The sequence below is a fragment of the Streptomyces sp. 2-1 genome, from assembly GCF_048564895.1.
GTDB classification, from domain to species: Bacteria; Actinomycetota; Actinomycetes; order Streptomycetales; family Streptomycetaceae; genus Streptomyces; species Streptomyces phaeochromogenes.
This window is the reverse complement of record NZ_CP183383.1, coordinates 5,344,169-5,355,518: the sequence shown is the minus strand read 5'-3', so window position 1 is coordinate 5,355,518 and position 11,350 is coordinate 5,344,169. Positions and strand designations below refer to the sequence as shown.

Genomic DNA, 11,350 nt, shown 5'->3' with positions numbered 1-11,350 from the left:
AAGGGTGAAACATCGGGGCGCCGGCCGGCCGTGTGTCACCTGTCACGGTTGTAGCGATTCGGGTAAAGGTCTGGCAACAACCCGCAGTTGGGCGCGCCGATGTAATGGCTTGCAGAAATTGGCGGCGCCAATGAACATTCCTGTCGGTTCCTCCGGCGCCCTATTTTTTTTGCCAACTCACCTTCCCTGCCGACCCCCTTCTGCCTGCCACTTTCCGCCCGCACCAGAAGTCAGGAGACAGCTCATGGCCGACGAGATGGTCCGTCTCGCCCAGCGGTTCGTGAACACGACGTACAACAACGGCGCGACACTCGGCATATCCAAACTGGACGAGAACGGGGTCACCGGCTGGCCCGTGATGTACGCCCTGACCAGAGCGCTCCAGTACGAGATGGGCATCACCGCCCTGTCGGACTCCTTCGGTCCGACCACGCTCGCCACGATCGGCTCGAAGTACGGCAAGCTGGACGAGACGACGGTCCCCTCGGCGAATTTCGCCCGCATCCTTCAGTCCGCTCTTTACTGCAAGGGCTATGACGGCGGCGAGATCGACGGCACGTACAACGCCCGGGTCAAGGCGGCCGTCGAGAAGCTCAACCAGAACATGGGTGTGAGCGCCACCTACCCGGGCAGCTCCCTGTGGCCGAAAGTCGTCAAGGGCCTGTTCAACATGGACGCCTACGTCACCATCGGCGGCGGCTCGGACACCATCCGGTCCATCCAGCAGTGGCTGAACGGCCGTTACATCCTCCGCAAGGACTTCTACGTCATCCCCTGCGACGGATACCACTCCCGCGACGTCGCCAAGTCGATGCTGTTCGCGATCCAGTACGAGCTGGGCATGGCCGACGGCACCGCGAACGGCGTGTTCGGACCCGGCACCCAGTCGGGCCTGAAGTCCCACACGGTCTCCAACGGAACCACCGGCGTATGGGCGCAGTTGTTCACCGCCGCCATGATCCTGAACAAGCGCAATGTGCCCTTCGGGAACTTCACCTCGACCGTGCAGTCCGGAGTGGAGAGCTTCCAGTCGTTCGTGAAGCTCCCGGTCACCGGCAACGGCGACTTCCCGACGTGGGCCTCGCTGCTCGTCTCCTACGGCGACCAGTCCCGCCCCGGCACGGCGTGCGACGGCGTCACGATGATCACGCCGCCGCGTGCGCAGGCCCTGAAGGACGCCGGATACCAGTACATCGGCCGGTATCTCTTCAATCCGTCGACCACGAGCCTGCCGGAGAAGCAGATCCAGCCCGGCGAGCTGGCCACGATCAAGGAGGCCGGGCTGCGCTGCTTCCCGATCTTCCAGACGTGGAGCCGGTCGGCGGACTACTTCAGCTACAACCAGGGCACCAGCGACGCGTTCAAGGCGATCGACTGGGCGCAGTACCACGGCTTCAAGCCGGGCACGATCATCTACTTCGCGGTCGACTACGACGCGATGGACGGCGAGGTCACCGAGTACATCGTTCCGCACTTCCGCGGCGTGATGCGCACCATCGGCGAGAACTCCAGCTACGGCGTGGGTGTCTACGGACCGCGCAATGTGTGCCAGCGCATCGCGGACGCCGGATACTCGGCGACGAGCTTCGTGTCGGACATGTCGAGCGGCTTCTCCGGCAACCTCGGCTACCCGATGCCGACGAACTGGGCGTTCGACCAGATCGCCACCCTCACCGTCGGCTCGGGCAGCGGCTCGATCGAGATCGACAAGAACATCGCCTCGGGCCGTGACACCGGCCAGGGCGACTTCGACCCCGGCGGCTACACCGACGGCGTGGACGTCGACCTCGACAAGGACGCCTACCAGGCCCCGATGCTGACCGACGTCAAGACCTACCTGGAGTCGATCGGAGTCCCGGAGACCGGCGGCGACGGCTGGACCGACTCGGACTGGGCCACGCTCGGCGGCATCTCCACCACCAAGGCGTACGAACTCGTGCTGAGCGCGGACTGGCTGTTCACGTCGCTGGCGCGGCAGCTCAAGCTCCGCAAGGCGCTGATCCAGGCTCCCGTCCTGTGGGAGCTGCGCAAGATGAACCCCCTGGACGTCGCCGCCGACGAGGCGGTCAAGGCCGGTCTGGACGACGACTGCAGCACCGGCTGGGGCCAGATCTTCGCCTGGGTGACCATCGACGCCCGCAACTACTGCATGCAGCAGGGCATCATCAACGGCAGCCCGCTGACCGACGACGACATCCCGGGGGTGTGGAAGGACCTCAACGGGGACCCGACGTACAACATCCGGTCGGTCGCCTATCTGACGGTCTACAACGCGCACCAGCTCAACAAGCCGCGGCCGAGCCTGACCACCGGCCTGGCCGACACCCAGGCCCTGCTGGCCCGCTACAACGGGACCGGCGACGACGCCGCCCAGTACGGCCGCGAACTGATCGGTCTCTACAACGTTCTCGAGAGCTACAACCAGCTGTCCCGCAGCAAGTGACCCCGATCATGGGCGTGAATACTGGGAGCATGCGGAAGTCCTTGCCGGCCGTCCTGGGCGTGAACCTGTTGCTCGGAGTCCCCGGTGTCGTTCCGGTGTGGCTGCTGTCGTACTTCGCGGTGAACTGGCCGCTCAAGGCGCTCGGCTGGACCGTCGGCGAGCCCACGGAGAACGACGGCATGCTGCCCTGGCTGCTGGTCGGCGGGCCGGTGCTGCTGGTGTTCGGCCTGGTCTGGTGGCTCGCCAACCGCCCGCTGCGGCGCAGGTCGGCCCTGGAACCCCGCGTGTACTGGCCGGTCAGTGTCCTGATGACCCTGGTGCCGTCGTTCGCGCTCATGATCGTTCTATGAGAGAGGGATGAAACACGTGCAGAACGACATGACGAGGCGTGCCGTGGTGAAGAGTGCCACGGTGATCGGTGCCGCGGCCGCCCTGGGCTCCGTCGTACCGGGCACCGCTGTCGCCGCGCCGAAGGAGACACCGCAGAGCGGGCCACTGGGCGCGCCGAAGAAGCTTCCGGTGTCCGCGAACGGATGGACCCTGGAGAAGGAGGCGAACCATGTCTCGACGGTGTGGACTCGCCCCGTCGCCGGTACGGGTCTTGAGGTCGACGTCCGCATCGGAGACGTGGAGCTGATCCTCGTCCACGTGATCCGCCGCTTCCACTACGAGGTCGAGCAGATCCGGCGGATCGACCTGGCGGGCTGGCAGGGGATCGGCAAGCTCCGCAAAGCTCTTCCCGAGTCGAACCTCGCCTCCGGCACCGCGGTACGGATCCGGCCGGGCGCCAGTGCGAAGGGCGGGCTCTTCCCTCTCCAGGAGCTGACGCTGCGGGACATCCTCGCCGACTGCGAGGGCGTGGTGCGCTGGGGCGGTGACGACGACGAGGTGAACGAGTCGCTGTTCTACATCGACGCCGGACCGGACGACGTACGCGTGACGAAGGTCGCCGACAAGCTCCGCGGCTGGGACGCGACGCCCGGCGAGGGCGCCGGTGTCACGGTGAACGTTCTGTCCCCGTCGCGGCGCGACCGTGCGGACCGGCTGGCCCGCGCCCAGCGCGAGGAGTGACCTGGCCTCATCAGCCTTGCCGCACTGGGCCGCCGGGCATGCTCGGCGGCCCAGTGCCGTGTCGTGTCCTGCTGTGCTGTGCTGTGGCGGGTGGTTCGGGGCCCGTCCGTCAGGAGCTGTTGCTGTTCGACCGGGTGAAGAACTCGATCTCCGCGATGGACACCTGCTTCTTGGCGTCGGTGGCGTAGGACGACCGCACGATGAAGCGCACCGAGGAGACCTCCCCGACCCGGAACTTGCGCCGCTGGCCGCCCGCGCTCTGGTCCAGGTTGATGATCCGGGACTTCTTCTTGCCGTCGGCGGTGGTGATCACGGCCTCGATGCGGTGCGGCAGGGCCGACTGCGAGAGCTTGTCCGGCTGGGTCGACACACCGGAGGTGATGACCAGGTCCAGCAGCCGGGTCGGCTGGGCGAACCGGGCCTCCAGCCACTGCCCCTCGCCGGTCCCCGAGACACCCGGCCCCCACCAGGTGTTGCTGAGCTTGTCGAAGGCGCGTTGCGCGGGGTGACCGGGGTAGGAGCGCGACGCCTTGACACTGTCCGGGCCCACCGCGGCGCGCTTGGCGAAGTGGTCGCGGGTCGCGTTCACCCCGTCGCCGATGTTGAGCACGAGCGTGATGATCAGGGCGAGTACGAGGCCGCCGACCACCCAGTTCATGACGGCCCCGAAGCCGCGGCGCAGCCGGGGGCGGTCGCCGGCCCACGGGGTCTGCGCGACGCCGAAGCCGGGTATCCGGCGCCACCAGGGCTGCCGGCCCGGTGCCGACGGCCCGCCGCCCGCCATCGGCATGGCGCAGCGGGCGCAGTAGTGCCGGTCGGGGAGGTTGGGGGTGGCGCACCAGGGACAGGGGGTGCCGCCCTGCGGGCCGAACTCCGGGCCCGGGGCGCGGACTTGGGGACGGTTCGCGACCGGGCGGCCGGGCAGTACGGGCGCGACGGCGGGGGACGCGGGCGCGCGGGGCTCGGGATCGCTCACCGGGATGAGGAGGGACCTGGCCCGTTCGGCGGTGGAGTCGGAGGAGTCCGTGGACCCGGAGAAGCCTGTGGCGCGGCTGGAGTGAGTGGAGGGGGCGGAGTCGGTGGACGGGTGGTGGCCCCGGCTCGTGGTCGTCGGCACCGGCTCGGTGTCGGCGTCGTCGTCGGGGTGGATGCCCGGGTGGGTGTCCCCGCCGGATTCGGGGCGGGCGTTGTCCCGCGCGCCGGGGGAGAGGTCGAGGGAGCTGTGGGAGGCCGGAGCGGCGGGGGAGTTCGTGTCCCATTCCCGGAGTCCCGCCGGACCAGCGCCTGCGGACGCCGCGGAGGGGGAGTCCGGCGCGGTGGCGGGGTGGTCGTGCCGCGGCGGGGAGTCCGGCGCGGCGCCGGAGCCCACGGACGCGGCGGCGGGCGACTGCCGTGCCCCGGCCCGCCCGGAGCCGTCTGCGCCGTCCGAGTGCCCGTGTCCGGCGGCCGATCCGGAGCTGTCGGCGCTGCCCGACTGCCGGTGTCCGGCAGCCGGTCCGGAACCGTCCGCGCTGCCCGACCGCCGCTGCCCGGCCGCCGACTCGGAGTCGGGCGCCGTGTCCGTGCGCCGCGCCCCGGACCAGCCGGCGGCGGCCTCGCCGTCACCGGACCAACGGGCGCTCGCCTCGCCGTCACCGGACCGGCCGGTGGAGCGGTCGGCGTCCTCGTCGCCCGGCCGCGGACCAGCGTTCCGCGCCAGGCGGACACCCGTACTCGGCCCGGCGGCTCCGGCCTGCGGCCACCCGGTCTCGTCCTCTCCCCGTCGGCCACTGTCCGGCCCGGGCGTCGCCGCGACGGCCGGGCCGTGGCCCGTACGGGCCGTACCCGTTCCGGCCCCGGGGGTTGCGAACGCGTCCCACCCTGGCTGATCACCGTTGCCGCCGGAGCCGCCGGACCTGCCGGACCTGCCGGTGCTGCCGGAGCCGCCGGTACCCCCGGCGCCACCCCCGGCCGCGGAGTCCCGCGCCGGTGCCGCGGCCTCCGCGCGTACGGGGTCCCTGCGGGCCGCGTCGGACCGGTCCGGGGCGCCGGACCAGCCGAGTACCGCACCGCAGGAGTCGCAGAAGGACTGGCCGGGCTCCGCCCGGGTGCCGCATTCGGCGCAGCTGCGGGCGGGCTCCCGTCCTGTGCCGGAGTTCTGGCTGGTCATCTCTCGGGAGTCCTTTCGGCGGCGGTCACCTGGACCGTGTAGGGCATGTGGGCGGGGCGGGCCGCCGCCACGAGGCTGTCGAGGCGGTGCTCGTCCGCGCGGGTCGGGTCGGGCAGGCGGAGCGTGACGTGCAGGCGCGGGCTGCGGTCGCCGGGAACGGGACCGAGGGGCCGGGCGTTCCAGGCGGCACCGCCGCTCTCGGTGATCTCCGGGGTCACCCCGAAGACCAGGCGTATCGCCTCGGACAGACCTCGGCTGGTGCCCCGTACCCGGTGCAGATACGCGGCGGCGGCGACGGCCGCGCGCAGCCGGTCGTCGGGCTCGGTGCCGTCGGTCTCCGCACCGACCCAGCCCGCCAGCCACCGGGTGAAGTCCACCGGGGCCAGGGCCGGGGTGAAGTAGGAGTCCAGGCAGTCCAGGACGGCCAGGATCGGCGCGAGCACGTCGTCGAGGCCTCCGACGAACCGCTGTGCCAGATCGTCGTCGGCGAACACGGCGGGCAGCATCATGCCGATCGGCGCGGACGAGCCCAGCCCGTCGACGGAGCCCCTCATGGGTGGCCGCCTCTCGACACGGCACCGCGCCCCTTCGGGGGCGTGGCCCTCACGGCCGGTCCCCGATCACGCGCACCCGGTGGTCGAAGGAGAAGACCAGGGACGGGGGTTGGAGGTCGATGCGGTTGGTCGCGTCGCCGCGTTTGCCGGTCAGCGGGTCGGCCGGGTGGAGCTGGACCTCGTCGACCAGTTCGACGCCGGGTACGCGCTGGAGCACGGCGAAGACCTCGCCGGACTGCACGGGCCGGCCGAAGGGCCAGCCCCGCCCGTCGGCGCCGCCGGTCAGCGGGTCGAGGTGGCGGTAGAGGGCGTCGTGCGCCTGACGGCGTACCCGGTCCGTGTCGGTACCGCGGAACGCGTGCACCGTGGCGACCACCGTGACGCCCTGGTAGAAGGGCGGGCCCACCGCCAACCGCGTACCGATCAGGCGGCGTTCGTCCAGGTAGTGGGTGATGCGGCGCAACAGCGCGTCGCCGGGCACCAGTTGCTCGAAGCGCAGCCGGCCGCCGGGGTCGGGCACGGCCTGCGGAACCACCAACACCCGTACCGCGTACGCCCCGTGCTCGCCCTCGTCGCCCTCAAGGCAGGTGATCCGGGCGGTCTCGGGGGCGGCCCGGCGGGCGAGCTCCTCGTAGTCGCGCAGGGTCACCGCCCGCTCCTGGGCGCGCAGGGTGATGGGCGCCCTGGTCTTCGCCTCCTCCACCGTCTCGCCGTCGACCCCGCCGCGCGCGGCCTCCCGGTTGACGACCTCGGCCACGTACGGGACGGACGTGCGCAGCACCTGGACGGCGCCGCGGGCCACGTTCCCGGTCCTGCCGCCGCCGGTGCGGTAGCGCAGGGCGCGGATGACGGCGCCCTTGGGGGCCACCGCCCCGTACTGGCGCAGGGTGCCGTCGGGTTCCCGTACCGCCGGGCCGAAGGCGATGTCACCGGTGGCGGCGTCCAGGGTGATGTGCCGGTCGTGCGGGGTGGAGGCGGCGAACGACGGGACGACGTCCCAGTCGGACCAGCCCTCGTGCTCGGCGGTCTGCAGCAGCACCGGAGGGGTGTCGCCGACCACGGGGGCGTGGGCCAGGCGCAGCCGCTGCCCGGGCAGCCCCGTGGACTCGCCGAGCGCCTCGTCGTACACCGTCTCGGCGTGCACGGCCGTGGTGGTGCCGCCGAGGGTGAACGCCTCCGCGGAGCGGACGGTCGGGGAGGTGGTGTAGAAGGGCTGGTCGGGCAGCGGTTCGGTGACCCGGCAGCGCAGCCAGCCGGCCTCCTGACCGCCGGTGCGGGACAGCGTGTGCCCGCCGGGGATGTGCAGGACGACCTCGCCGGGCCGGTTCAGGCCGCCGGTGCCGTCCCGGTCGACCTCGCACTCGGTCCAGCCGTCCTCGGTCCACGCCTCCCAGACCAGCGGCGGCTGCCGCGGGTCCACGCCGACGCCGTCGACCCGGCTGTCCAGCTCCATCCCGACCGCGCAGTGCGGCACGGCGGCGCTGAGCCCGAGCAGCATGCAGTCGCCGGGCCGCGGGGCCTCGGAGAAGCACATGACGTCCTTGCCCTCGGCGAGGTCGGCGGTCCGGTCGGCGACGGGCTCACCGTTCTTCTGGACCACGAGGTGCCTCAACTCGCAGGGCACGACGGTCAGTTCGTGCTCGGTCGCGAAGACCGCGGCCTCCTCGCTCTCGGTGCGCGTGGTGGCGACCTCGGTGCCCTCCGGCAGCAGGATCGGCTCCTCCTGCGGCGCGGAGAGCCAGAACGTGACGTCCGTACGGGCCGCGGAGGGCGGGAACAGCGTGATGCCCACCAGATCCAGGAACGCCAGGTGGTTCTTCTCGGGCACCCGGTTGAGCCGGTAGACGATCTGGTCGGCCATGTGGGCGACCGTCTCCACCAGGGTGACGCCCGGGTCGGAGACGTTGTGGTCGGTCCACTCCGGGGCGCGCTGCTGGATGTAGCGCTTGGCGTCGTCGACGAACTGCTGGAAGCGGCGGTCGTCGAGGTTCGGGGAGGGCAGGGCCATCAGCGGTCGCTTTCGGGAGCCGGGTCCGGCTCGTCGTGGGAGGGGATGACGTAGAACGGGAAGACCAGGCTGCGCGGGTTGTTGGTGCCGCGGATCGAGTAGCGGACGTCGATGAAGAGCACGCCCTGTTCGGTCTCGCGGCCGGCGGTCACCTCGACGTCGCTCACCTCGATGCGCGGCTCCCAGCGGTCCAGACTCGTGTAGACCTCGTGCTGGATGCGGCCCGCGGTGGCCTCGTTGACCGGGGCGAACACCAGGTCGTGGATGGCGCAGCCGAACTCCGGGCGCATCGGCCGCTCGCCCGGCGCGGTGGCCAGTACGAGCCGGATGGCCTCCTCGATCTCGCGCTCCCCGCTGACCAGGGCGATGCCCCCGGTGGGGCCGATGCGCAGCGGGAAGGCCCAGCCGGATCCGACGAACTGCTCGGCCATCAGTGGGCCACCCGCCTTCTCCTGGTCGTCTCGGTCCTGCTTCGGGTGTTTCCGCGTTGTGCGGGTGGGGCGTACGTCTCGGCCGTCACGGGATCGGATACGGCTTCTTGTTGACCGTCACGATGCCCATGAGGTCGACGTTGACGGCCCGGATGCCCACCTGGCCGACGGAGCTGACCTGGACGGTTCCGACCGCCTTGAGGCTGAGGGCACCCACCGCGTCCACCGCCACGGCCCCGCCGAGCGACTTGACGTTGACGTTCCTGCCCGTGATGTTGAGCAGCCCGCCGCTCTTGATGGTCAGCCTGCGCCGCGCGCTCAGGGTGAGGTCGGTGCCGGCCTCCACCGACACCGATCTGCTGCCCGTGATGCTGACCGTGCCCTTGCTGTCCACGGTGATCTCGGTCTTGGTGCGGTCGAGGTTGATGGTCAGACGGCCGTCACCGCTGGCGACCCGCACGCCCTGACTGCGGGCGCCGGTGGTCTGGCTGAGCAGGTCGATGCGGTTGCCCTTCCGGTCGGACAGGGTGTGCCGGATCGCCTTGTTCCGCAGTCCGTCGTGCAGCGGGACGTCCGTGACGGGGGTCGGCTTGTCCCTGCCGTTGTAGAGGCCGCCGATGACGAACGGATGGTCCAGCGCGCCCCGGTCGAAGGCGACGAGGACCTCGTCGTCCACGTCCAGCGGGAAGATCCCGCCGCCGCCCTTGCCGCCCAACTGCGTCACCCGCGTCCAGTCGCTCTCGTACTGGTCGTCCAGCCACGGGAACTGGAGCTTGACCCGCCCCTGCTTGTCCGGGTCCTGGACGTTGGTGACGATGGCGTTGGCCACGCCGGGCATCCGGGGTTCGACGGCCGACCCGCCCCCGGAGGCGAGCCCGTACAGCGAGCGCCACTGGCGTCCGCTGAAGGTCACCCAGCTCTCGTAGTGCTGCCCGTCGCCGAAGACGTGCCGTACGGACGTGGCGGTGTACTTGCCCTGGAAGGGCTCCCCGACATCGGACAGCGTGACCGGAACGCCGGGCCGCAGCTTGGGGTTTCCGCGCACGGCGACCTCCAGCTCGGCGAACGAGGAGGTCACGTCGTCGGAGAGGGACTCCGCGGCGAACTTGACCTCGGCCTGCTTGTCGTAGGGCGTGCCCGTCTCGACCAGCGTGGAGGTCTTGAACTTCTTGGCGGCCTCGCCCGGGGCGGTGCCGATGCTGACCCCGGGGTTCTTGGTCGCCAGCGACATCGAGGTCAGCTTCTTCTTCGTGGTGATGTCCCAGCCGCGCGCCTGGACCTTGCCGACCTGGTCGGCGGCGGTGACGGCGGCCCGCAGCCGCAGGATGTCGTGGCGGGCCTGAAGGACGAACGGACTCTTGTCCCCGTCCGTACCGACCCCGGGCGCCCCCGAGGCCGGCTTGGGCTTGGCGAACTCGAACTTCCCCTTCGCGTTCACCGACATGACCATGCCGTTCTCGTCGGCGAGCCGGGAGAGGAAGTCCCAGTCGGTGACGTTGGCCTGGCTGATGAACTCGTACACGGTCTTCGTCGAACCGATCACACCGAGCTGGAGACCGTCCTCCTTGGCCAGCTTGCGGGCGATGTCGGAGGCGCTCTGGTTCTTGTACGCGGCCACCCGGCGCCGGCGCACCAGGCGGTGCCCGGCGTCGTAGCCGCGGACGACGGTGAAGGTGCCGGTGCCGTCGTAGTCCGCCTCCAGACCGGTGACCTCGCCGGTCAGCAGCGGATCGGCGGCACCCTGGCCGTCGGCGATAGGGGTGAGCACGACCTCGGACCCGAACCTGATGCCCAGCTTGGCGAGGACCTCGCGGTCCGGGTCCCGGAAGGTGAGCCGGAACGCGGCGGGCACCCCGGCGCCCTGGTCGACCCAGCCGTCGACGAGCATCGGGGCGTAGTCGGGCGGCAGCGGTTTGCCGTCGATCGTCACCTGGATGAGCGTGGAGTACGCGGGCTGCACCATCAGGAACGCACCTCCTCGGCCGAGGGCATCAGGAGTTCCCTGCCCGACGGCAGATCGGCCGGGTTGTCGATGCCGTTGACCTCGGCGATGGCGCGCCAGGCCGCGGCGTCGCCGTACTCGCGCCAGGCCAGCGACTGCAGCGAGTCGCCCGCGACGACGCGGTGCACACGCTGCGCGGTGAGCGCGCCCGAGGTCGGGTTCTGCCCCTTGGCCTTGCTGGGGATCTCGTGCAGCGTCACCTGGCAGGTGGCCCGGATCGGCACACCGGTCGTGCCGAACAGCGAGTAGTTCGCCTGCACGGAACTCACGTACGCCGTGAAGCGGGCCGTGGAGAACGACCCCCACTGGAACACCACCCAGGGCGGCGAGGGCTGCTTGGCGGCGATGCTCTTCGTCGTCGTCTCGCAGCAGGCCATCAGCGACTCCACCTTCTTCAGCACGGAGCTGCTGTTCGGATCGAGGGACGAGTCCAGGAAGATCTCGACCGTCATCTCCCGGGGCTCGGGACCCATGAACTCCGGGACGTTGCCGTCTCGTACGGCCGCGGTCGGCGTCGTCTTCCACTGGGCGCGGCGGCTCAGCGTCAGCTGCGCCGGGTTGAAGTCCAGCTTGAACGTCTTGATCAGAGCGCCCGGGGTGGTGCTGGTGCCGACCGGCGGCTCGTGGATGGCCAGCGTGGCGCGTACGAGGCTCTTGCCCGCGCCCTTGCTTCCCTTTGCCATGTGTGGTGC

At 70.9% G+C, this 11,350-nt stretch carries 9 protein-coding genes; 3 read left to right on the top strand and 6 right to left on the bottom strand.

Annotation, left to right across the window (positions count from 1 at the left end; translation table 11 throughout):
- Positions 1-244 precede the first annotated feature (244 nt).
- Genes ACN20J_RS23555 through ACN20J_RS23545 form a run of 3 tightly spaced genes read left to right on the top strand, consistent with a single transcriptional unit; the run spans position 245 to position 3,514 of the window.
- Positions 245-2,443: a glycoside hydrolase domain-containing protein gene (locus ACN20J_RS23555; RefSeq protein ID WP_189844042.1), complete on the top strand. Its 2,199-nt coding sequence runs from the start codon at positions 245-247 to the stop codon at positions 2,441-2,443.
- 29 nt (positions 2,444-2,472) lie between these two features.
- Positions 2,473-2,793 (top strand): hypothetical protein, encoded by a 321-nt coding sequence (locus ACN20J_RS23550; protein ID WP_190230502.1) that lies wholly within the window; start codon positions 2,473-2,475, stop codon positions 2,791-2,793.
- Positions 2,794-2,800: 7 nt separating this feature from the next.
- Entirely contained in the window at positions 2,801-3,514 is a 714-nt protein-coding gene (locus ACN20J_RS23545) for a twin-arginine translocation signal domain-containing protein (protein ID WP_259334019.1), read from the top strand.
- A gap of 109 nt (positions 3,515-3,623) precedes the next feature.
- Here ACN20J_RS23545 and ACN20J_RS23540 read toward each other — a convergent pair whose 3' ends face one another.
- From ACN20J_RS23540 to ACN20J_RS23515, 6 genes are all read right to left on the bottom strand, one after another.
- Positions 3,624-5,663, bottom strand: coding sequence for an NADase-type glycan-binding domain-containing protein (locus ACN20J_RS23540; protein ID WP_419666697.1), 2,040 nt, complete (start codon positions 5,661-5,663; stop codon positions 3,624-3,626).
- Entirely contained in the window at positions 5,660-6,217 is a 558-nt protein-coding gene (locus tag ACN20J_RS23535; protein WP_055618562.1) for a phage tail protein, read from the bottom strand. Before ACN20J_RS23535 ends, ACN20J_RS23540 begins: the two co-directional genes overlap by 4 nt.
- Positions 6,218-6,266: 49 nt before the next feature.
- Positions 6,267-8,225 (bottom strand): putative baseplate assembly protein, encoded by a 1,959-nt coding sequence (locus ACN20J_RS23530; RefSeq protein ID WP_419666696.1) that lies wholly within the window; start codon positions 8,223-8,225, stop codon positions 6,267-6,269.
- Positions 8,225-8,656, bottom strand: a complete 432-nt coding sequence (locus ACN20J_RS23525; protein WP_143640485.1) for a GPW/gp25 family protein — start codon at positions 8,654-8,656, stop codon at positions 8,225-8,227. The genes ACN20J_RS23530 and ACN20J_RS23525 overlap by 1 nt, the downstream gene beginning before the upstream one ends.
- 85 nt (positions 8,657-8,741) lie before the next feature.
- The gene (locus ACN20J_RS23520; protein WP_362300182.1) at positions 8,742-10,619 is read right to left on the bottom strand and encodes a VgrG-related protein; all 1,878 of its coding nucleotides are present in this window, start codon (positions 10,617-10,619) and stop codon (positions 8,742-8,744) included.
- Positions 10,619-11,341 carry a LysM peptidoglycan-binding domain-containing protein gene (locus ACN20J_RS23515; protein ID WP_190230504.1) on the bottom strand — a complete coding sequence of 241 codons (723 nt, stop codon included), beginning with the start codon at positions 11,339-11,341 and terminating at the stop codon, positions 10,619-10,621. The genes ACN20J_RS23520 and ACN20J_RS23515 overlap by 1 nt, the downstream gene beginning before the upstream one ends.
- Positions 11,342-11,350: the final 9 nt, after the last annotated feature.

What these genes read in the sequence shown, in the direction of transcription:
- ACN20J_RS23530 (WP_419666696.1), bottom strand. Translation starts at nt 8,225, where the DNA reads ATGGCCCTGCCCTCCCCGAACCTCGACGACCGCCGCTTCCAGCAGTTC.
- ACN20J_RS23540 (WP_419666697.1), bottom strand. Translation starts at nt 5,663, where the DNA reads ATGACCAGCCAGAACTCCGGCACAGGACGGGAGCCCGCCCGCAGCTGC.
- ACN20J_RS23520 (WP_362300182.1), bottom strand. Translation starts at nt 10,619, where the DNA reads ATGGTGCAGCCCGCGTACTCCACGCTCATCCAGGTGACGATCGACGGC.
- ACN20J_RS23555 (WP_189844042.1), top strand. Translation starts at nt 245, where the DNA reads ATGGCCGACGAGATGGTCCGTCTCGCCCAGCGGTTCGTGAACACGACG.
- ACN20J_RS23515 (WP_190230504.1), bottom strand. Translation starts at nt 11,341, where the DNA reads ATGGCAAAGGGAAGCAAGGGCGCGGGCAAGAGCCTCGTACGCGCCACG.
- ACN20J_RS23525 (WP_143640485.1), bottom strand. Translation starts at nt 8,656, where the DNA reads ATGGCCGAGCAGTTCGTCGGATCCGGCTGGGCCTTCCCGCTGCGCATC.
- ACN20J_RS23535 (WP_055618562.1), bottom strand. Translation starts at nt 6,217, where the DNA reads ATGAGGGGCTCCGTCGACGGGCTGGGCTCGTCCGCGCCGATCGGCATG.
- ACN20J_RS23545 (WP_259334019.1), top strand. Translation starts at nt 2,801, where the DNA reads ATGAAACACGTGCAGAACGACATGACGAGGCGTGCCGTGGTGAAGAGT.
- ACN20J_RS23550 (WP_190230502.1), top strand. Translation starts at nt 2,473, where the DNA reads ATGCGGAAGTCCTTGCCGGCCGTCCTGGGCGTGAACCTGTTGCTCGGA.